The 21,338-nt window shown below is 67.9% G+C and carries 19 protein-coding genes and 2 tRNA genes; 4 read left to right on the plus strand and 17 right to left on the minus strand.

The genetic code is table 11. The annotated features are described in order from the left end of the window. Positions 1 to 29: 29 nt before the first annotated feature. A complete protein-coding gene (locus AB4Z09_RS14600) occupies positions 30 to 722 on the minus strand; it encodes a class I SAM-dependent methyltransferase (protein WP_217487168.1) in 693 nt (230 codons plus the stop codon). Positions 723 to 836: 114 nt separating this feature from the next. Continuing rightward, the gene (locus AB4Z09_RS14605; protein WP_174907182.1) at positions 837 to 1,457 is read right to left on the minus strand and encodes a hypothetical protein; all 621 of its coding nucleotides are present in this window, start codon (positions 1,455 to 1,457) and stop codon (positions 837 to 839) included. A 234-nt stretch (positions 1,458 to 1,691) separates the two neighbouring features. On the opposite strand from AB4Z09_RS14605, the gene AB4Z09_RS14610 reads away from it, so the two are divergent. From AB4Z09_RS14610 to AB4Z09_RS14625, 4 genes are all read left to right on the plus strand, one after another. Beyond that, positions 1,692 to 2,066, plus strand: coding sequence for a nuclear transport factor 2 family protein (locus AB4Z09_RS14610; RefSeq protein WP_174907180.1), 375 nt, complete (start codon positions 1,692 to 1,694; stop codon positions 2,064 to 2,066). 433 nt (positions 2,067 to 2,499) lie between these two features. After that, on the plus strand, positions 2,500 to 2,718 hold the full coding sequence (locus AB4Z09_RS14615; protein ID WP_174907178.1) for a hypothetical protein: 219 nt from the start codon (positions 2,500 to 2,502) through the stop codon (positions 2,716 to 2,718). 351 nt (positions 2,719 to 3,069) lie between these two features. Next, positions 3,070 to 3,504, plus strand: coding sequence for a hypothetical protein (locus AB4Z09_RS14620; protein WP_174907177.1), 435 nt, complete (start codon positions 3,070 to 3,072; stop codon positions 3,502 to 3,504). Between the two features lie 380 nt (positions 3,505 to 3,884). After that, complete coding sequence (locus AB4Z09_RS14625; RefSeq protein WP_302675496.1) at positions 3,885 to 4,397, plus strand: site-specific integrase; 513 nt, start codon at positions 3,885 to 3,887, stop codon at positions 4,395 to 4,397. Here AB4Z09_RS14625 and AB4Z09_RS14630 read toward each other — a convergent pair. From AB4Z09_RS14630 to gnd, 15 genes are all read right to left on the minus strand, one after another. Further along, positions 4,371 to 4,443: transfer RNA gene (locus tag AB4Z09_RS14630), tRNA-Ala, on the minus strand. The genes AB4Z09_RS14625 and AB4Z09_RS14630 overlap by 27 nt on opposite strands. 166 nt (positions 4,444 to 4,609) lie before the next feature. After that, positions 4,610 to 4,683: transfer RNA gene (locus tag AB4Z09_RS14635), tRNA-Ile, on the minus strand. Positions 4,684 to 4,758: 75 nt separating this feature from the next. Then, positions 4,759 to 5,967, minus strand: a complete 1,209-nt coding sequence (locus tag AB4Z09_RS14640; RefSeq protein ID WP_442240065.1) for a DUF3566 domain-containing protein — start codon at positions 5,965 to 5,967, stop codon at positions 4,759 to 4,761. Further along, a complete protein-coding gene (gene gyrA, locus AB4Z09_RS14645; RefSeq protein WP_429517473.1) occupies positions 5,968 to 8,481 on the minus strand; it encodes a DNA gyrase subunit A in 2,514 nt (837 codons plus the stop codon). A gap of 207 nt (positions 8,482 to 8,688) precedes the next feature. Then, entirely contained in the window at positions 8,689 to 9,240 is a 552-nt protein-coding gene (locus AB4Z09_RS14650) for a GTP-binding protein (RefSeq protein WP_442240066.1), read from the minus strand. A gap of 16 nt (positions 9,241 to 9,256) precedes the next feature. Then, positions 9,257 to 9,631, minus strand: coding sequence for a DUF742 domain-containing protein (locus AB4Z09_RS14655; RefSeq protein ID WP_114720293.1), 375 nt, complete (start codon positions 9,629 to 9,631; stop codon positions 9,257 to 9,259). Between the two features lie 13 nt (positions 9,632 to 9,644). Continuing rightward, complete coding sequence (locus AB4Z09_RS14660; protein ID WP_174914266.1) at positions 9,645 to 10,067, minus strand: roadblock/LC7 domain-containing protein; 423 nt, start codon at positions 10,065 to 10,067, stop codon at positions 9,645 to 9,647. Between the two features lie 14 nt (positions 10,068 to 10,081). Then, positions 10,082 to 12,811 carry an ATP-binding protein gene (locus tag AB4Z09_RS14665; protein WP_442240067.1) on the minus strand — a complete coding sequence of 910 codons (2,730 nt, stop codon included), beginning with the start codon at positions 12,809 to 12,811 and terminating at the stop codon, positions 10,082 to 10,084. Positions 12,812 to 13,142: 331 nt separating this feature from the next. Continuing rightward, positions 13,143 to 15,176 (minus strand): DNA topoisomerase (ATP-hydrolyzing) subunit B, encoded by a 2,034-nt coding sequence (gene gyrB, locus AB4Z09_RS14670; RefSeq protein ID WP_114720287.1) that lies wholly within the window; start codon positions 15,174 to 15,176, stop codon positions 13,143 to 13,145. Between the two features lie 290 nt (positions 15,177 to 15,466). Beyond that, positions 15,467 to 16,408 carry an alpha/beta fold hydrolase gene (locus AB4Z09_RS14675; RefSeq protein WP_442240068.1) on the minus strand — a complete coding sequence of 314 codons (942 nt, stop codon included), beginning with the start codon at positions 16,406 to 16,408 and terminating at the stop codon, positions 15,467 to 15,469. Between the two features lie 36 nt (positions 16,409 to 16,444). After that, positions 16,445 to 17,566, minus strand: coding sequence for a PDR/VanB family oxidoreductase (locus tag AB4Z09_RS14680; protein WP_174907166.1), 1,122 nt, complete (start codon positions 17,564 to 17,566; stop codon positions 16,445 to 16,447). Beyond that, the gene (locus AB4Z09_RS14685) at positions 17,563 to 18,474 is read right to left on the minus strand and encodes a metal-dependent hydrolase (RefSeq protein WP_441346791.1); all 912 of its coding nucleotides are present in this window, start codon (positions 18,472 to 18,474) and stop codon (positions 17,563 to 17,565) included. The genes AB4Z09_RS14680 and AB4Z09_RS14685 overlap by 4 nt, the downstream gene beginning before the upstream one ends. 119 nt (positions 18,475 to 18,593) lie before the next feature. Next, positions 18,594 to 19,157 carry a DUF721 family protein gene (locus AB4Z09_RS14690; protein ID WP_114720281.1) on the minus strand — a complete coding sequence of 188 codons (564 nt, stop codon included), beginning with the start codon at positions 19,155 to 19,157 and terminating at the stop codon, positions 18,594 to 18,596. Continuing rightward, the gene (gene recF, locus AB4Z09_RS14695; RefSeq protein WP_442240069.1) at positions 19,154 to 20,380 is read right to left on the minus strand and encodes a DNA replication/repair protein RecF; all 1,227 of its coding nucleotides are present in this window, start codon (positions 20,378 to 20,380) and stop codon (positions 19,154 to 19,156) included. Before recF ends, AB4Z09_RS14690 begins: the two co-directional genes overlap by 4 nt. Further along, a complete protein-coding gene (gene gnd / locus AB4Z09_RS14700; RefSeq protein WP_442240070.1) occupies positions 20,380 to 21,285 on the minus strand; it encodes a phosphogluconate dehydrogenase (NAD(+)-dependent, decarboxylating) in 906 nt (301 codons plus the stop codon). Before gnd ends, recF begins: the two co-directional genes overlap by 1 nt. Positions 21,286 to 21,338: the final 53 nt, after the last annotated feature.

Consider the following 21,338-nt stretch of genomic DNA (forward strand, 5'->3'; position numbering starts at 1 on the left):
CCCCTGCTTCCATGGCCTACCGACCTTTGTCAGATCACCGGTCGCGGCGACGTGCCGCGACCGGACACCGTGCCGTGCATCGCCCGTCCGATCACCAGTGGACGAACCAACGCCGGCATCCCCTGCCACGCTCCATGATCGACCTCGACGTCCCCGAACGCCCCCGAGATCGATGACAGAGTACGGCGATCACACCGGCACCCCTGCCCGAACACCGACCACGGCCCGGCGAGGCGATCCTGCCGCCGCGCCAGAGCCGGATCCTCCGAGCGTACGTGCTCGCAGAACAGGAAACGACCGTTCGGACGCAGTACCCGAGCGATCTCGCCTAGGACCGCATCGGGGTCCGGCACGGTGCACAGCACGAGCGTGCTCACGACGGTGTCGACGATGCCAGTCGCGGCGGGCAACCGGTGCCCCGGCGCCTCGACCACCTCGGCGTCGGGCCGCAACGTCCGCACCCGATTGCGCAGTCGCGCCGCCATCGGGGCGATGGGCTCCGTCAACACCAGCGACGACACGGTCGTCGGGTAGTACGGCACGTTGAGCCCGGTACCGGCACCGATCTCGAGAACCGCGCCCTCGGCCGACGCCAGCAGTCGGCGCCGGCGCTCCGCCATTCCGCGTCGCTCCGCCTTCACCAACATCGGGTCGTACACCGCGGCACCGGCCCTCGCCCACAACGAACGGACGGGTCCGCTCACCACCTCGTTCACACGCACGCGTCCATTTGAGCGCCAAATGGACGTTCGTGTAGTGGTTTCACCCGGAATAGACCACGGTACAACTATCCGACCCCGACGCGACGCGGCGTCGGGGTCGGATGACGTTGAACGTCAGGGGGTTATGAAGTCGATGAAGGCCTGCCGCATCGGAGGCCCGCCCTGGATGTCCATTCCGATCGCCGCTCCGACGAATCCTCCGACGATCAGACCGGGGATGCACCCGCCGATCACGCCGACGATGCATCCGACCAGCAGTCCTACCGCGGAACCGACGATGTTGCCGATGATTGCGCCCGCCTGGTTCTTCTGGGCCTCTTCGATCAGCTTCTGCTGCGCAACCGGGTCGTCGATGCGGACCGGATTGGTCTGCAAAGGATTTCGATCCGGCGTCAGCGTCAGCGTGCGCCCGTCCGTCCCCACACTGCCCGCGATCGGGAACATTTGCCCGCCGAGGCGGTACGCCAGCGGAACGGCGCCGACGACGGTGCCGTCGTCGCGCACGACGCTCACCTGCGCACCGTCCGCCTCGATGCGGAACGTGCCCGCATCGAGCACCGTCGTGACCGTCGCACCGGACGGGTCGACCGCGGTGGTGAACCCGACGCCCTGGTCGTTCCCCTGGGCCGACGCGGTATTCACGATCGCGGCCGGATCGGCCGAGGCGGTGCCGGCACCGACGGCAACGGTCATCGCAACGAAAGCGGCTGTGGCGACCATCTTCCCGAGCTTCATGGCAGCTCCCGAGGTGGGCGAGTCGAACTGGGCCTCGCCACAGCATATCCAGCCTTCTGTGATGCCAGTCCCAGTTCGAACCATTCCCGCACTGAACGAACGGTATGCGTGCTACGCGCGGGAGGACCGCTCCGATCGCCTTCACCCGTTTCGTCATTCGCGGCTGGAGCCATCCGACCGCAGCGCTGCGATACCCTCGCAAACTGAAACAGGTTCCAACTATGGAGGAGCAGCATGGCCGCGTCACCCGAGAGCATCCGGAGCACCGTCGAGAGCTACATCAAGGCTGTCGCGAGCGGCACCGCCGACGACATCCTGGCGCTGTACGCCGAGGGCGCCAGCGTCGAGGATCCCGTGGGCACCGAGCCCCGCACCACGCGCGAGTCGATCCGTGAGTTCTACGCGATCATCGAGCCGCTGGACCAGGAGGCCGAGCTGGTGACGCTGCGCATCGCGGCCAACACCGCGGCCTTCCACTTCCGTCTGATCACGAAGATCGGCGATCAGACCGCCGAGATCGCACCCATCGACATCATGGAGTTCGACGACGCCGGCAAGATCGTCAGCATGCGCGCCGTCTGGGGCCAGGAAGACATGATCACGGGCTGATCGACCCGCCCGGGCCCCAGAAGGCCCCCAGCCGCCCTGCTGCGCGCAGAATCGCCGCCCGCGCGCCGTCTACCGCGCAGCGCACCATGTCGCGCAGCAGGGCGTGTGCGACGTCCGCCGTGGCACGGGACCCCGGAAACACAAAAGGCGCTCTCCCGAAGGAAAGCGCCACTCCAGTTGCGGCCCCTGGAGGAAGTAGCTCACCCCCGTACAGCGGGAAGGTCCGGGTGCAAGTCCCGCGCGTCGCTTCTCCGTCTGGCCGAGATTCACAATCGTCTCTCGGCCGGGCGGGGATGGATGATCCATAGATGCGTGAGGTTCCGAGGGTGGCAAATCTCGACTACGTCGAAGTGACTGGACCTGCATCTGTGGTTGTAGCGGCCCTTGTAGCCGAGGTCCTGGGAGCTGTCGTCAAGGATGGCCGGCATCCGTGATGAACCCAGACGATCGCACGCGGGTCGATATCTACGGTGATTCAGATTCGGACGAGACACTGGTCGCGATCCGCTACCTCGGAGAACTGGCCCCGCGCCGGGAACGCGCCAAGAGGGTCTTCGATGCACTGGCCCGGCAGACGAATTGGAGTCTGCTCCTCACCTCCGACGACGAGCCGGGTGATGGCATAGTCGCGCGACGACCAGCTATCGGGTGACAGCAACGACGCCAGCGCCCAAGTACGCATCTTGGGATACTCGAGCCATGACGAACTCGTGTGCGGCGACGTGGTGGGAGAAGCCTGCCGAGCATCGGGCGAAGCGGATGCAGCGCGAGAACGAGGAATGGTCCGCGAAGAACGGGCCCGTGATGGTCCGGCGTGTCGGAGAGCCTGCCTGTACGAACCACCACCGTCGGCCCGCGAGTACTCGGTCTCGGTCACCTTCCCCGATGTGATCCGGGGCGCGCTGCGACTGCTGTTCGGGGACGCCCTGCCCCGCAGCGCGCGGTCCCTCCGACGACGCCGCGCCAACCTCCGCCGCAAACGACAGATGAGGAAGAAGCACCGGTGAATGACCTGTACCTGCCCGCCAATGGCCTGTTCAGCAAATGGGGATTCACTGATGGCGACGTCGTCGGGGAGTGGATCCAGGACGCCGAAGACGCCGGACTCATCGAGCCGAGACAACGCTGGGACATCGACACTCACCCGATACTGCGACAGCTCGTCACCGAGCATCTGCTTCCGCTACTGCCGGGGCCGTTCACGGTCTACGCCGTCGACACAATCCACAACCCGATTCGCGTCGGCACCTGGCACGGCGAGGAATGGGACGACTACGCCAAGGACGCGCCAGCCGAAGTCTCCGATCTCGGGGTGGTCGTCCCCGGCCGGCTCGTGCTGAGGGCGCTCGTCGAGCACATGGATGGCCCGGTCCCGTACGAGGTGATGCGTGCACTGCTCGGCCTGCCCAACGTCCGCGACGCCGTCGCCCAGATGTAGGCACAGATCCGGATGCAGCGGGCCAGCGGGCGGGCAACGCTCCCGTCGAGTGAGCTCGCAAGGGACATCGTGTCACTCGCAAGAAGTTTCAGGGGTACGCACCAGTGCGTACCCTTTGCGGCGATCGGCGCAGAACTGGGCCGGACCTGCCCGTGTTTGAAAGCCGATCAGGTCGGACCTCTTCTGCGGGGAAGGCCCAGCGGAGAGAGGGCGCGACTCCGTCGGACAGTCACGGGCTACCGCCCCTCGACATCTTCAGGCAATGCCGTCACCCTGGAGTCCGGCGGCTGATCCACCTGTGGAAGATCGAACAGTTGGAACAATGAAGGGCCCCACACAGGCTTGGGTTCACCAGGTCGATCTGTCGGCGAAGGCAGCCGATCAGCACGAAGTCGAACCAGGCGCGGGATGTGCCAGTGCCGGGGTTCGTCGTCGATCTGCTGCGCGAGCGCGTAGAAAGCTGCTCCCCCGATGCCCTGGTGTTCCCCGACAGCCGTGGCGGCTATCTGCGGGCCGGGAACGTGCGCCGGAGGTGGTGGGACAAGGCGGTGAAGGCGACGGCGGTCCCGGAGGGCCTGACACCGCACGAGCTGCGGCATACGGCGGCGTCGCTGGTGATCACGGCCGGCGCGAACATCAAGACGTTGCAGCGGATGCTCGGGCACTCGTCGGCTGCGCTGACGTTGGACCGCTACGGGCACCTGTTTGACGACCTCGGGATGATCGCGAAGCGGCTGCACAACCTCGCTAGACCTGGCTCGGAATCATCAGACTCGAGCGCCGAGTGTGCCCAAAATGTGCCCAGCAACGAGAAAGAGCCACCTTCTCATTCCCGAGAAAGTGGCTCTGATCTGCGTACTAACCTGTGGAGCCTAGGAGATTCGAACTCCTGACATCTGCCTTGCAAAGGCAGCGCTCTACCAACTGAGCTAAGGCCCCGTCTGCACTGGTTCCGGAAACCGAATTCAGCGACTTGTGACCTCGTGCCAGACATCTTCACCGCGTCGCTTGGACAGCAACTTGGCGAGCCCGAGAGCCACCAGCAATCCGGCTCCCGTAATCAGGATGACCTTCACGTTGGTAACCCCTTCGTTGGCACGTGGAGTGGGCCTAGGAGGACTTGAACCTCCGACCTCTTCGTTATCAGCGAAGCGCTCTAACCGCCTGAGCTATAGGCCCTTGAACCGGGCAGAAGATTACCCCACCGAAGCGTCGGATACCAAAACGGCTCCGGCGGGGCACTCTTTTGCCTGGTCAGTCGGGGTCTGCCAAAGTGACCTGCACGCCGCCGACCAGGTCGGAACACAGGTTGTAGATGAACGAACCGATCGTCGCGATCGCTGTGATAAGCACCACATTGATCAGCCCGATCAGGGCCGAGTAACCGAACACCTGACCGGACGTCACCAGTCCACCGCTGCCGGTGTCGGTCACGATCTCGGTGAAGGCACTGTTGAGCCTGTCCCACACGCCCATGCCGTCGAGAACGACGTACAGCAGGCCCACGGCGACCATCCACACGAAGAACAGCGCCACCGAGATCACCAGCGACACCTTGAGCATCGACCACGGGTCGACGCGGCGCACCTGGACCGTCGCCCGTAGTCCCTCACCCTCGGCCGGGGTCGACACGGTGAGCGCGGCAGCGGCCGCCTTGCGGGCCGAGCCGGCTGCAGCCGGGGCACCGGCGGGCACCGGATGCTTCACCGCCGACAGGTCCGGCATGTCCTTTGCCAGATCGGTGCGGGCGATGCTGCGGGTGGGCCCGTCGATGACCGCCGCCTTCGACTTGGCCGCGGCCTTCGCCGCCGCCTTCGCGGTCTGTCCCGCCTCCGGGCCGCCCGCACCCCCTTGCGGCCCGCCAGGGGCCGCAGGAGAGGACGTGGGTGGCTTCGGGGCCGCCGTACCGGTCACGACGGGCCGGGCGGGCCTGCTGGGCCCGGCCGGCGGCTGAGCCTGGGGCTGAGCCGGCGGCTTGGGAGCGGCCGTGCCCGTCACGACAGGCCGGGTGGACTTGGCCGGGGCAGACGGGGCCGCCTTGCCGTTGGTGCTCGGCTTGGCCGGGCCGACGGGAGGCTTGGGCCCCCCGGCCTGACCCGGCGCACCCTGACCCGGCGCACCCTGACCCGGGACGGGTCCACCCGGGCGGCTCAGGTTGGTCTGCGGCACACGCTGCTGTTGCTGCTGTCCCCGCTGCCACGGCGGCGTCTGTCCCGGCCGCTTCTGCTCGGGCGCCTTCTGCTCCGCGGGCTTCTGCTCAGGTGCCTTCTGCTCCGCCGGCTTCTGGACCGGAGGCTTCTGCGGACCCGGACCCTGCGCGGGAGCGCTGCCCTGCGCGGGAGCGGCCGACTCGGCCGACCCCGCAGCAGGATTCGCGTCGGCCGAGCCGGAGGCCGGCTTACCGGGCGTTTCGTCCGGCTTACCGTCCTTCTTGCCGTCRCCGGGCTGTTGGGGAGTGCTCAACTACGACTCCTTCGCTCCATCGGACGAACCCGCAGCAGCTTCCTCGGGCTCGTCGGCGTTACGCGCGATCGCGAGCAGGGTGTCACCCTCCCCGAGGTTCATCAACCGCACGCCCTTCGTCTGACGGCCGGCCTTACGCACCTGCTTGGCTGCGGTGCGGATGACACCGCCGCCCGAGGTGATCGCGTACAGCTCGTCGTCGTCGTCGACGATGACCGCACCGACAAGGGTGCCACGTTTCGGGTCGTACTGGATGGTGAGAACGCCCTTTCCGCCACGACCCTGAGCGACGTAGTCCTCGATGGGCGTGCGCTTGGCGTAGCCACCGGAGGTGGCGACCAGCAGGTACGTGCCCTCACGGACCACGTTGAGCGAGAGCAGTTCGTCGTCCTGGTTGAACCGCATGCCCTGCACACCGGACGTCGCGCGGCCCATCGGGCGCAGCGCCTCGTCGGTCGCGGCGAACCGGATCGACTGTCCCTTGGCCGAGACCAGCAGCAGGTCCTCGTCGGACGAGCACAGCACCGCGCCCACCAGTTCGTCCTCGCCGCGCAGGTTGACGGCGACGATGCCGCCGCTGCGGTTGGAGTCGAAGTCGGTGAGCTTGGACTTCTTGACCAGGCCGTTGCGGGTCGCGAGCACCAGGTACGGCGCGTCCTCGTAGGTCTTGATCTGGATGATCTGCGCGATCCGCTCGTCCGGCTGGAACGCCAGCAGGTTCGCGACGTGCTGGCCGCGGGCGGTGCGGCTGGCTTCGGGCAGCTCGTACGCCTTGGCGCGGTACACGCGCCCCTTGGTGGTGAAGAACAGGATCCAGTCGTGCGTCGAGCTGACGAAGAAGTGCTTGACCAGGTCGTCCTGCTTGAGCCCGGCACCCTGCACGCCCTTGCCGCCGCGCTTCTGCGAGCGGTACAGGTCGGTCCGGGTGCGCTTGGCGTAGCCGGTCTCGGTGATCGTGACGACGACGTCCTCGCGCGCGATGAGGTCCTCGTCGGTGACGTCGCCGTCGGCCGCGATGATGCGGGTGCGACGGTCGTCGCCGTACTTGTCCACGATCTCCGCAAGCTCGTCCCGCACGATCGCGCGCTGCCGCTCCGGCTTCGCGAGAATGTCCTTGTAGTCGGCGATTTCGAGCTCGATCTCGGCCAACTCGTCGATGATCTTCTGACGCTCGAGAGCGGCCAGGCGACGCAGCTGCATCGCGAGGATCGCGTCGGCCTGGATGTCGTCGACGTCGAGCAGGTTGATCAGGCCGGCGCGGGCGATGTCGACGGTCTGCGACGCGCGGATGAGCGCGATGACCTCGTCGAGCGCGTCCAGTGCCTTGACCAGACCGCGCAGGATGTGGGCCCGCTCCTCGGCCTTGCGCAGCAGGTAGCGCGTGCGCCGGACGATGACCTCGAGCTGGTGCGTGGTGTACAGCCGGATCATCTGGTCCAGGCGCAGGGTGCGCGGCACCCCGTCGACGATGGACAGCATGTTGCAGCCGAAACTGGTCTGCAGCTGCGAGTGCTTGTAGAGGTTGTTCAGCACCACCTTGGCGACGGCGTCACGCTTGATGACGACGACGATGCGCATGCCGACACGGTCCGAGGACTGGTCCTCGATCTTGGAGATGCCGGCGATCTTGCCGTCGCGCACCTGCTCGGCGACCGAGGTGATCAGGTTGTCCGGGTTGACCTGGTAGGGCAGCTCGGTGATGACGATCTGGGTGGCGCCGCGGTCCGACTCCTCGATCTCGACGACACCGCGCATKCGGATCGAGCCGCGACCGGTGCGGTAGGCGTCCTGGATGCCCTGGCCGCCGACGATCAGGCCGGCCGTCGGGAAGTCGGGGCCCTTGACCCGCTCCATGACCGCTTCGAGGGTGGCTTCCTCGTCGGCCTCGTGGTTGTCGAGCGCCCAGTAGATGGCCTCGGCGACCTCGCGCAGGTTGTGCGGCGGGATGTTGGTGGCCATACCGACCGCGATACCGCCGGAACCGTTGATCAGCAGGTTCGGGATACGGCTCGGGAGAACCGTCGGCTCCTGCGTCTTGCCGTCGTAATTCGGGACGAAATCGACTGTGTCGTGGTCGATCTCGCGCACCATCTCCATGGCGAGCGGCGTGAGGCGGCACTCGGTGTAACGCATCGCGGCCGCGCCGTCGTTGCCGCGGGAACCGAAGTTGCCCTGGCCGTCGACCAGCGGGTAGCGCAGCGACCACGGCTGCGCCATGCGCACGAGGGTGTCGTAGATGGAGCTGTCGCCGTGCGGATGGTAGTTACCCATCGTGTCGGCGACCGGGCGCGCGGACTTCACGTAGCCGCGGTCCGGGCGGTAGCCGTTGTCGTACATCGCGTACAGGACGCGGCGGTGCACGGGCTTGAGGCCGTCGCGCACGTCGGGCAGCGCGCGGCCCACGATCACGCTCATCGCGTAGTCGATGTAGCTGGACTGCATCTCCTGCTGGATGTCCACCGGCTCGATGCGGTCGTGCCCCGATTCCTCCGGCGGCAACGTGGTGTCAGTCATCGGCTCCTCTTCTTCTCAGCAAAACGGTCCTGGTAGAGCCTGTGGACCCTGGGCGTGCGAAGCGTTGAAGCTCGATGGCTCCGATGCCAGGCACGCGCAACCCGTCAAGTCTATAGGTGCAGGTCAGCCAGACCTGGCAGCACTCGCTGATTGCCCGGCCTTACGCGTCGAGTCGGATGCGCCGGCGAAGCTGGTGCCGGCGGGGTTCTACCCGACCGTCTGACCGAGCCGGGTGAGCGCGTACTCGGTGATCGCGACCAATGCGGCCTTCGCCGACTCCCGGTTGCGGGCGTCGATGGACAGGATCGGCACCTGCGCCGACACCGCGAGTGCCTGACGAATCTCCTCGAGTGGGTACCGCGGCGCGTCGTCGAACTCGTTGACCGCGACCACGAACGGCAGGTTGCGGGCCTCGAAATAGTCGACCGCGGCGAACGACTCGTCCAGTCTGCGGGTGTCGATCAACACGATCGCACCGATCGCACCGCGGATCAGGTCGTCCCACATGAACCAGAACCGCTGCTGTCCCGGCGTTCCGAACAGATACAGGACCAGGTCCGGTGCGAGGCTGATGCGCCCGAAGTCCATCGCCACGGTGGTGGTCGACTTCTGTGGGGTGGCCGTGAGATTGTCCACACCGTCGGAGGCGTTGGTGACCAGTGCCTCCGTCCGCAGCGGGACGATCTCCGACACCGCGCCGACGAGAGTGGTCTTGCCGACACCGAAGCCGCCCGCAATGACGATCTTGGTCGAGGTCACCCGGTTGCGCTCAGAGCTAGATGTTCCGTAGTCCACCGAGGACCCTTTCGATAAGTTCGCGACGTTCGGTGTCGCTCGCGTCGTCTTGGAGAGTTGCCAGGATCCGCAGGTGACCGGACTCGACGAGATCGGCGACGAGCACCCGTGCCACACCGATCGGCACACCCACTCGGGCGGCGATCTCGGCCACCGACGGCGACTGCGCGCACAGCGCAATGATCGTCGCCTCGATGTCTCCCAGGTCCGGGGTCTGATAATCCCGGGGCGGAAGCGCCTGGATCAGAGCCTCCAGCGCCAGTTCCACCGCCGGTTTCGTCCGGCCGGAAGTGAGCGAGTACGGGCGCACCAGGCTCGGCCCGCGCTCGCTCACCTCGTCGTACTCGTCGTTCATGGCCACGGTCCTGTCAGGATCCGAACATCGATCGCGGCGTGGCCTGCACGGAGCTGCCGACCCGCTCGACCAGCAGTGCCATCTCGTAGCCGACCTGCCCGATGTCGCACGACGAGGAGGTCAGCGCGGCCAGGTGCGATCCGTCGCCGACGCTCATCAGCAACAGGTAGCCGCGCTGCATCTCGACGACCGACTGCAGGACTCCGCCACCGTCGAAGAGGTTCGACACCCCCGCGGACAGGCTGGCGAGCCCGGAGGTGACCGCCGCGAGCTGCTCCGCACGATCGAGCGGCAGATGCTCACTGCCCGCCATGAGCAGGCCGTCCGCGGACACCAGCACGGCGTGCGAGACGCCCGGGATCTCCCTGGCGAAATTCGAGACCAACCAGTCGAGCGGGCGGGCGCCGCCGGAGCCCTGATCCCCGTTCGACACCATTCCCTGATCGATACTCATCTGTCTCCTCCGATACTGGCGCGGTCGGCCGAGCTCACTGCGCGGCCCTCGCGAGTTCCCTTTTGGTGGCGGCTCAGGTTCTCACGGACGGCTTCCGGGTCACGCAGCCGCGACCGGTTCGCGGCCCGGTCGCCGGCGTCGACCCCGCCCGGCACCAGCCGATGTCCCGGCTTACGCTGCGGCAGACCCGATTCGGTCCTGGCCTCGACCGGGGCCTCACTGGCCCGGTGTGCGGCGGTCCAACCCTGGTCGGCGGCCGACGTCCATTCGAACTTGCCGAGATTCTCCGACTCGGTCGGATCCGTGAGCCAGTCCGTGACCATGCCGGAGAAGATCGGCGTTCCGGTGGTCGTAACGTCCTGGGACGGAGCCACATTCGGACGCGGCTGGAAGAACGACGCGGTCTTGGCAGCGTTGCTCAGGTAACGGTGACGCCTTGCGGGCGGCGTGATGTCGACCGACTGGGCGCCCGGGGACTCGGTGGAGTCGGTACTGCCGAAAGCCGGTGCGGCGGGCTCGGACACGGGCGGCAGCGGCGCGGGCGCCTGTGCGGGCGGAGGCGTCGGCGGAGGCGAATACTGTTCCTCGGGCGCGTGGTGCACGGGAGCGGGATCCACCGACAGTGGCGCGGGAACGGCGGCGCCGGGAGTGCGCCGCGGCAGTTCCGTCGCGCCGGGAGTGCGCCGCGGCAGCTCCGTCGCACCGGGAGTGCGCCGCGGCAGGGCGCTCGCCGGGTTCGCCGCGGGCACCGGCTCCTGCCGGGCGGGTTCGGCGACCAGTTGCGGCATCTCGCCGGAGTGGACGATGGTCACCTGCGGCAGCCCGGCGGTGCCCACGCGCGGGACCGGACCGGTCTGTGGCATCTCGAGCTGCGAGACCAGCAGGGTGTCGGGAATGTGCACGCTCACGGTGACGCCCTGATCGGACGCGGACTCGTATGTCCGCCGCAGGCGGACCGTGAGCCGGTGGCGGGCCGCGAGGCGGCTGACCACGAACAGGCCCATGTGCCGGGCCGTCTCCGGACCGACCGCGCCACCCGATGCGAGACGCTCGTTGATCTCGTCCAGCTGTTCTGCGGGAATACCGATTCCACTGTCCTCGATCTCGAGGAGCACCCCGCCGTCGACGGCACGCGCGAACGTGATCCACACCTTGCTGTCCGGCGGGGAGGCGCGCAGCGCATTGTCGAGCAGTTCGGCGAGCAGATGCGCGACGTCGGCCGCGACCGCACCGCTCAATGCGCCGTTCGGAGTGGACCCGAGCTGCACCCGCTGATAGTTCTCGACCTCGGACATCGCGGCGCGCACCGTGTCGCCGATCTGCACGGGGGCGGACTGGGCGCGTCGGACCCGGTTACCGGACAGGATCAGCAGGTTGTCGCCGTTGCGGCGCATGCGGGCCGCGAGATGGTCGAGCCGGAACAGACTCTCGAGCCGCTTGGGGTCCTTCTCCTCGAATTCGAGGTTCTCGATCAGGCCCAACTGCTGGTCGACCAGCGACTTGCTGCGCCGGGCCAGGGTCTCGAACATGTCGCCGATCTGCAGCCGGAGGTGCGCCTGCTCGCCGGCGAGCCGGAGTGCCTGACCGTGCATGTCGTCGACGGCGCGCGCGAGCTGGCCGATCTCCTCGGTGGTGTGCACCGGGATCGGTTCGAAGTCGGTGACCGCGGAGCCGTCGCCGACCTTGATCCGTTCGATCGCCTCGGGCAGGTCCACGTTGGCCACCTCGAGCGTTCCGCGCCGGAGTCGGCGGATCGGGCGGATCAGCGACCGGGCGACCAGCACACCCAGCACGATCGTCGCGAGGAGCGTCAGAAGCACCACGACCGCGGCGCGCAACGCTGCGGCGGAAGTCTCGTCGGCGCGTGCGGCCACCGTGTCAGCGATGGTGTTGGATGTCTTCGCGACGAGGCCGGTGTAGTTGTCGACGCTCGCGTACAACAGATCACGCATCTGGAACTGGATCTGGCTGGCCGGAGAGTTGATGATCAGGTCGAGACGAGCCCTCCCTGAATCCCGCGCCTTCTCGAGCACCGGCACCGAGTCCGGGTACGCGCGCATCATGGCGTCGATCAGCGCGAGCTCCGCACCGCCCGCGGCGACCATCGCACTCGGCGGCTTGGAGGTGTCCATGAGGTGGGTCATCATGCCGGCGACCTGGTCCGTGAGGGCCTGCTGCGCACCAGCCAGGTCGTGCAGGTGACGGAAGGCAACGATGACGGTGGGGTCGTCGATGGGTCCGACGATCTCGTCGACGACGCGCATCAGGTCTTCGCGGACCTTCGCGGTCTCGGCCGGCAGGTTCGGGCGGGCCACGGTGCCGGACTCGATGTCGGCCACGAGGCTCTCGACCACGACCAGTGAGGACCGCACCAGATCGGCCAGGTCGGCGGGCATCGCGGGATTGTCAGCGGCGGCGTGAGCCGCGACGACCGATTCGTTGAAGTCCCCGAGGTCCGATTTCTTGAACGTACCGGCCGCGTAGCCGGCGGAGAGCAGGCCGAATTCGTTGCTGAGCGTGACGATGTCGGGAACACCCGCGACCCGGTCCGCAGTGTTGCTGTATCTCACTGCACGACTGAACTCGTCCTTCACCTGCAGACCGCCCAGCACCATTGCCACGGTGATCGGGAGTGCCACCACCGCGGTGACCTTCCAGCGCAGACCCCAGCCCTCGAGGTTCCACAGCCTCCCCAGCCTGCTGACAGGCGGCGATTGGGTCTTCATCGTCCAAGCTCACTTTCCACCCAGGTCCAGCACAAGATGCCGCGCTCGTGCCCTCCCCCGGACCACAGAACAAGTTTCGCCGGAGGGAGTCGAGGACAGCCCTGGGCGGTTCCGGAGTCTAAATGCTCCGGGACGCCAGGCAGAGCCTTATCGTTCCCGAGTCGATATCGTGTCGTGATTCATGTGGACGACCGACCCCCGCGCTGTTCGGTCGACCCCGACCGAACAGGCACAGTGATACCGGCGTGCCCTACTACCTTCACCGGATAGCGCCGAGCCGGGCGCTAAAGTGATAGACATCACAAAACGCCCGGCTCGGTAGGGTGGTCACTCAGACGTCGAGGAAACGGACATCCTTGGCGTTGCGGGTGATGAAGCTACGACGCGCCTCCACGTCCTCGCCCATCAGCACGCTGAACAGCTCGTCGGCGGCCGCAGCGTCGTCGAGGGTGACCTGACGCAGCACCCGGACGCTCGGATCCATCGTGGTCTCCCACAGCTCCTTGGCGTTCATCTCGCCCAGGCCCTTGTAGCGCTGGATGCCGTCGTCCTTGTTGATCTTCTTGCCCGACGCCAGACCGGCCTCGAGCAGGCCGTCGCGCTCGCGGTCGGAGTACGCGAACTCCGGCGCGGAACCCTTCTGCCACTTGAGCTTGTACAGCGGCGGCTGCGCCAGGTACACGTGGCCCTGCTCGACGAGCGGACGCATGAACCGGAACAGCAGCGTCAGCAGCAGCGTCGCGATGTGCTGGCCGTCGACGTCGGCGTCGGCCATCAGCACGATCTTGTGATACCGCAGCTTGGCGATGTCGAACTCGTCGTGGATGCCGGTGCCGAACGCGGTGATGATCGACTGGACCTCGGCGTTCTTGAGGACGCGGTCGATGCGGGCCTTCTCGACGTTGATGATCTTGCCGCGCAGCGGCAGGATCGCCTGGTACATCGAGTCACGGCCGGACTTGGCCGAGCCGCCTGCGGAGTCGCCCTCCACGATGTAGATCTCGCACTTGCTCGGATCGTTGGAGCGGCAGTCGGCGAGCTTGCCGGGCAGGCCGCCGATGTCGGTGGCGCTCTTGCGGCGGACCAGCTCACGCGCCTTGCGGGCCGCGGTCCGGGCCTGCGCCGACGACACCGCCTTGGTGACGATGGTCTTGGCGTCCGCGGGATTGGACTCGAACCAGTGCGCGATGTTCTCGTTGCAGGCCTTCTGCACGAACGACTTGACCTCGGTGTTGCCGAGCTTGGTCTTGGTCTGGCCCTCGAACTGCGGCTCGGCGACCTTCACCGAGATGATCGCGGCGAGACCCTCGCGGATGTCGTCACCGGTGAGCTCCGGATCCTTGTCCTTGACGAGCTTCTTGTCCTTCGCGTACTTCTTCACGACCGAGGTGAGCGCCGCACGGAAGCCCTCCTCGTGGGTGCCGCCCTCGTGGGTGTTGATGGTGTTCGCGAACGTGTGCACCGACTCCGAGTAGCCGGAGTTCCACTGCATCGCGATCTCGAGCTCGTGTCCGGTGCCCTTCGCCGTGAATCCGACGACCGAGTTGTGGATCGGCTGCTTGGTGCGGTTGATGAACCGCACGTAGTCCTCGAGGCCGCCCGGGTAGTGGTAGACGCGGGACTTGACCTTGGGCGTCGGCGCGGCCGCCGCCTCCTCGGTCTCGGAGGCGGTCTTGGGGGCCTCGGCGGTGACGCTGACGACGTCGTCGGTGATCTCCTCCTCGGCGACGCGCTCGTCGGTGAGGGTGATGGTGAGGCCCTTGTTGAGGAAGGCCATCTCCTGCAGGCGGCGCGCGACCGTCTCGAAGTTGTAGGTGGTGGTCTCGAAGATCTCGGGATCCGCCCAGAACCGGACGGTGGTGCCGGTCTCGTTCGTCGGCTCGCCCTGCACCAGCGGACCGGGCTTGGCGTGGTCGTACGTCTGCGACCAGTGGTAACCGTCGACGTTGATGTCGACCTCGACCTTGGTCGAGAGCGCGTTCACGACCGAGATGCCGACGCCGTGCAGGCCACCGGACACCGCGTAGGCGTCGGAGTCGAACTTGCCGCCCGCGTGCAGCTGGGTCATGACGACCTCGACGGTGGGAGCACCGGAGGCGTGCATCGCGACGGGGATACCGCGGCCGTCGTCGACGACCTGGATGCCGCCGTCCTCGAGCAGGGTCACCTCGACCTTGCTCGCGTAGCCGGCCATCGCCTCGTCGACCGAGTTGTCGACGACCTCCCAGATCAGGTGGTGCAGGCCGCGTTCACCGGTGGAACCGATGTACATGCCGGGACGCTTGCGGACGGCTTCCAGTCCTTCGAGGACGGTGATGGAGGAAGCGCCGTAGGTGTTGCTCTTGTCTGACTTCTGGGCAGCCACGGGTGGGTAGCTCTCCTTCTCCGTAGTGTGCCGACACGGCTCTACACTGCGCTTCGAGACACGGTGGCCGTAAGTTCCCTGAGGTCTCTGTCGAGGTCTCTGTTGAGGTCTCTGTTGAGGTCTCTGTTGAGGTCTCTGTCGGCCACGCACAACGAAGCACCGCGAGCGGTGTGTCGAGATTCGCCGCTAGTTACCCGACCATCTTACGTGTACGTGCAGACATACAGGGCGCCTAACACACCCCCAGCTGCCCCGCAGACGACTTTTCTCGGCCCCCGGCGGGTGAAACCCTAGGCGGAACCGGCCCCGAGGCTGTCGGTTGCGGTGTCCCTGCGAAGATCATCGACGAACTCGGCGGTCAGTCGGGCCACGTCGCGCCCGTGGGAAACGGGCGACCAGTGCCCGGCCGGCAGCTCACGTCGCCGCAGGTCCGAGACCCACCGCCCGGTGTCCTCGTAACCCACCGGACGCACGGCCAGGTCCCGCCGGTTCAGGATCAGCTGCACCGGGACGTCGGTGCGCCGCTCCCGCGGGTGACGCAGCCGCGGCCGGATGTTGGCTCGATACCGCTTGAGCCCGGTCACCATGTCCGAGCGCAGCGTCGGCGACGGCCGGACCAGCGACGGGTCCATCCGATCGAAGAACCGCAGGAACGTGGGCCAGATCCGCCACAGCCCCAGCCGGAACGGCAGCGTGCCGACCCCCGGGATCTGGAACAGCACCGTGTACGCCGACGCCGCGGCCTGTGCGAGCGGTCCGGCCACCCGGCCCTGCGCCAGCGAGCGCCGCATCCACGCACCCAGGTGGTCGAGGTTCGGTCCCGAGATGGACGTGTACGACGCGATCCGCCGCTCCGCCCCCGGCTCGCACACCGCCTCCCACGACTCCACCGCGCCCCAGTCGTGCGCGAGTACGTGCACCGGCGCGTCGGGGCTGACAGCGTCGATCACCGCGAACAGGTCCTTCGCCAGCTCCTGCAGCGCGTACGCCGACACCGCGGTCGGCGCGGAGCTGGCCCCGGCGCCGCGGGTGTCGTAGCTGACGATCCGGAACCGGTCCGCCAGATGCGGGATCACGTGCTGCCACAGCTCGTGGGTGTCGGGCCAGCCGTGCACCAGCACGAGGGTCTCGCCGTCCGGGTTGCCCTGCTCGAAGACCGCGAGCCGGACGGCGCCGTTGGTGACGAGCGGGGGTGGCACCGAGCCCGGGTCGACGGAGTGCGGCGTGCTCATGGAAGTTCCTCTCGGTCAAGCCTTTCGGCTCACGGATCAGAGATCGAGGATGAGGCGTCCGCCGTCGGCGCGGGAGACACAGATCAGCATCTGGTCCTGCTGTTCCTCGGGTGTCAGACGCGATTCGCGGTGGTCCGGTGTCCCCGACAGCACCCGCACCCGGCACGTGCCGCAGAAGCCCTGCCGGCACGAGTAGCCGACACCGGGCAGTCGTTCCCGGATCACCTCGAGCGCCGATTCGTCGGCCGGCACGTTCAGCACCTCCCCGGTGCTCACCAACTGCACCTCGAACGGCTGGCCGTCGAGAACCGGTGGCGCGCCGAACCGTTCGAAGTGCAGCGCCTTGGCACCCGAGGTGGCGAAGCCGCCGCGGACGGCGTCGAGCATCGGGGTGGGACCGCAGCAGTACACCGCTCCCCCCGCCGGTGCGCGGCCCAGCAGGTCGGTCGTGGTGGGCAGGCCGAACTCGTCGTCGGGGCGGACGAACACCCGATCCGCCTCCCACGACGCGATCTCCTCGAGGAACGGCATGGACTCGCGTGAACGCCCGGAATAGACGAACTGCCAGTCCATTCCGGCCTCCCGTGCGGCACGCACCATCGCGATGATCGGCGTGATGCCGATACCGCCGGCGACGAAAAGGGCCGCGCCCTCGGGGACGAACGGGAAGCCGTTACGCGGACCGCGCACCGTGACGGTGGTGCCCGGGGTCAGCCCGTGCATCTCGGTCGACCCGCCCCCACCGTCGGGAATCGAGCGGACCGCGATGCGATAGTGCCGGCGATCGGCCGGGTCTCCGCACAGCGAGTAYTGGCGTCGCCGGCCCGACGGCAGATGGAAGTCGAGGTGACAGCCCGGTTGCCACGTCGGCACGTCACCGCCGTCCACGGCCGCGAACGTCAGGGCCGCGACGTTCTCGTCCTCGGCGACGATCGTGCGCTCGGTGACGACGAGCGTCATCGCGGTGTCCGGGTTGTGACCCGCCACGGCCGGGTCGTAGTCGTACGCAGTGAGCACGCGCAGGTACTTGTCCGCGACGGCCTCGACGATCGTCATGGCACGGTCGGGACGGTCACGGCCCTGCAGGTCGGCCGGCGGCGCCGGTCGGGTGAGGGCCTCGTGAGCGGTGAGCAGGTCGCGCACGCGGGGCAGTTTCACCGCGAGGCCGCCCGCGCCGCCGGGGAGGACGCCAGGTAGGCCACGGCCTGGGCCGTGGAGCCCTCCTTGCCCGGGTGGTAGTCACGACGGAAGTAGGTCGACATCCGTTTGCCGAGTTCCGTTGCGGTGGGCAGGGTTCCACGCCGGCCGGCGGCGACGAAGTCGGACATCCGCGGACGGCGACGGCTCGGTGCCCAGTTCGCGAGTTCGGGATCGTTGCGCATCAGGAAGCGGGTGCCGCGCACCCACAGCCACACGATCATCGGTGTCGCGATCAGCTGGGTGCGGATCCGGCGCGACTCGCGCTTGTCGAAGTAACGCATCACGTCGTAGGCGACCGAGCGGTGCTCCACCTCCTCGGCGCCGTGCCAGCGCAGCAGATCCAGCATCGTCGGGTGGATGCCGGCGCGGTCGAGCCCGTCGGCGTTGAGCACCCAGTCCCCCAGGAACGCGGTGATGTGTTCGACGGCCGCGATGATCGCGAGACGTTCGATGAGGTGGTTCTCGGCGCGGCGACCGGTGAGCGGCCTGGGGCCGAGCAGCTTCCGGAACGCCCAGTGCATCTGTTCGGTGTAGGGCGTCGGATCGAGGCCGTTCGCCCGCAGGTGCTCGAGCACGCCGGTGTGAGCGCCCGCGTGCATCGCCTCCTGGCCGATGAATCCGACGACGTCCTCGCGGAGCCTGTCGTCCTCGATGAGGGGCAGGGCCTCCTTGTACGTCTCGACGAACCACTCCTCGCCCGCCGGCAGCAGCAGGTGCAGGACGTTGAGCACGTGGGTGCTGAACGGATCACCGGGAATCCAGTGCATCGGCAGGTCGGACCAGTCGAACTCGACGTTGCGGGCCTGCAGAAGGATGTGCTCCGGCTCCGCGGTGGCGGGCGTATGCGCGGTGTGCATTACGGACATGACCACTCCCAGGTACTGACGCGGATCCCGTCCGCCGCACCACGGCAGCATCGTGACCCAGTTCACTCACTCGACGAAGTGGCGTAACTGTAACACGGCGTTATAGGTAAACCTAGGGCTCAGCCGTAGGTGTCCCGCGGGCCCCGACCGGAAATGTGCCGATCGCCCTTTCTCCAGCTAGGAGCGGTGGGACCGGTGATCCGCAGCGACTTCACGACACCGTGCCCGACGGCCGCCGCGATCTTCGCGAGGATCTGCGACTGCATCATCCGCAGCTGCGTCGCCCACGCCGTCGACTCCGCCGACACGCTGAGAACGCCCTCCCGCAGACCGGTCGGCTCGGCGTGCGCCGCGATGTCCGCGCCCACGACGTCGACCCAGCGGCCCATCACGGTGCCCTCGGATACCCGCGGCGACCAGCCGCGCTGCTTGGCGATGGCGCCGGCGAGCGCACCGAACGGCTGCGGATCGCGGTCGTCCGGTCCGGCCCCCGACCAGCTCTTCCGACGGCGAGACCGCAACGCCCGGATGCCGCCGCCGCGCGGCGACGACCGCCCCTGTCCGACGGCCTTGCCGTTGGCCTTGGCCGCGGCGCGCGCCTCCTCGAGCGCCCGCCGGGCCAGGTCGATGCCCTTGAGCTCCGGCTGCGGACCGGACTGGGTCTCGGGCTGCTCGTCGGTCATAGTTCGCCTCCCGTCGTGGTGATCCGGCCGAGCGCGGTGATCTGCGAGATCCGGCCCCGCTCGGTGTCGTGCGCCTGCACCCCGAAGCGGGTCGCGGACAGCTCGTCCGGCACGTCCTCGGCCACCGCGGCGGTGATGAGCACCTGCTCTGCCTCGGCCGCCACGCCCGCGAGCGCGGTCCGGCGCTTGCGGTCCAGCTCGGCGAACACGTCGTCGAGCATCAGGACCGGGTCGCTGCCGTCGTCGCGCAGCAGGAAGAACGCGCCCAGTCGCATCGACAGCGCGAACGACCACGATTCACCATGGCTGGCAAAGCCTTTCGCGGGCTGGTCGCCGAGATACAGCTCGAAGTCGTCGCGGTGCGGGCCTACCAGACACACCCCGCGTTCGATCTCCCGCTGCCGCATCACCGACAGCTCGTGCAGAAAGCTCGCCTCGAGCAGTTCCACGTCCTCACGTTCGGGTTCCCTTGTCGGATCCAACAATTCGGGAGGAAGCGAGGTACCGAGACTGCTGCGATAGCGCACCGACGCCGGCCGCGACTCGGGGGCCAGCGAGCGGTACGACGTCACTAGGTGCGGGGCGAGGTCGTGCACCAGACGCAGCCGCGCCTCGAGCAGTTGGGCGCCGTGCACCGCGAGATGCCCGTCCCAGACATCAAGTGTGGCAAGAGCACTCGCACCGTCGGTCGATCTGGACCCGCGGCGCAACGCACCACCCGCGGTCTTGAGCAGAGCCGACCGTTGGCGCAGTACCTTGTCGTAGTCGGCACGCACCGCGGCCATCCGCGGGATCCGCGAGGTCAGCAGTTCGTCGAGGAATCGCCGGCGGTCACCCGGATCGCCACGGACAAGGGACAGGTCCTCGGGCGCGAACAACACCGTCTGCAGGATCCCGACGATCTCCCGCGGTCGGCGGACCGGAGACTGGTTGATCCGGGCCCGGTTGGCCTTACCGTCGTTGATCTCGATGTCGACGCCCAGCTCACGGCCGTGGTTGACCACGATCGCCCCCGCGTACGCCTGGGCGGCGCCCGCCCGGATCAGCGGGGCATCGGCCGACACCCGGTGCGACGACAGCGTCGACAGATACCCCAGCGCCTCGAGCAGGTTGGTCTTGCCGTGCCCGTTGCGGCCGACGAACACGGTGGCACCGGGCTCGAGATCGACGGTCACGGCGTCCCACGACCGGAAATCGCGGAGGGAGAACTTGCGGACGAACACTAGCCTTGGGTCGCCGTTCCCGAATCCGCAGCCCGCACGGCATGCCCGCCGAACTGGTTCCGCAGCGCCGACACGGCCTTCATGGCCGGGGAATCGGTCTGACGCGACGCGAACCGTGCGAACAGCGCGGCGGAGATCACCGGCGCGGGGACCGCGTGGTCCAGTGCCTCCTGGACCGTCCAGCGCCCCTCGCCGGAATCCTCTGTGTACCCGGATATCTCGGCGAACCCGGGGTCCTCGGCGAGCGCCTTCACCAGCAGGTCGAGCAGCCACGACCGGACGACAGTGCCGTGCGTCCAGGCCTGCAGCACGCCGGGCACGTCGGTGATCAGGTCCTCGGCCTCGAGCAGTTCGTAGCCCTCGGCGTACGCCTGCATCAGCCCGTACTCGACGCCGTTGTGGACCATCTTGGCGTAGTGACCGGCACCGACCGGTCCCGCATGGACGAATCCGCCGGCCCGGTCGCCGTCGGGACGCAGCGCGTCGAAGATCGGCATCGCCCGGGCCACGTCGGCGTCCGAGCCGCCCACCATGAGGCCGTAGCCCTCGTCGAGACCCCAGATACCGCCGGAGACACCACAATCCAGGTATCCGATGCCGTGGGACTCGAGCAGATCCGCGTGCATCCGATCGTCGGTGTGGCGGGAGTTCCCGCCGTCGATCACCAGATCACCGGACTCGAGTATCGTCGACAGGTCCGCCACGGTGCGGCGGGTGATCTCGCCGGCAGGCACCATCACCCACACCACGCGGGGACCGGACAGGCGCGACGCCAACTCGGCGAGCGAGGAGACGTCGCTGACCTCGGGCCGCGGGTCGTAGCCGACCACGTCGTGCCCGCGGTCACGCAGACGCGCGCGCATGTTGAAGCCCATCTTGCCGAGTCCGACCAGTCCGAGCTGCATCGTGAGATGTCCCTCCACTAGTGGTGATTCGAGCGGGGCCCGCGGGGCGTCGG

The sequence above is a fragment of the Rhodococcus sp. TAF43 genome (genome assembly GCF_052113525.1).
In the GTDB taxonomy this organism is placed as follows: Bacteria; Actinomycetota; Actinomycetes; order Mycobacteriales; family Mycobacteriaceae; genus Prescottella.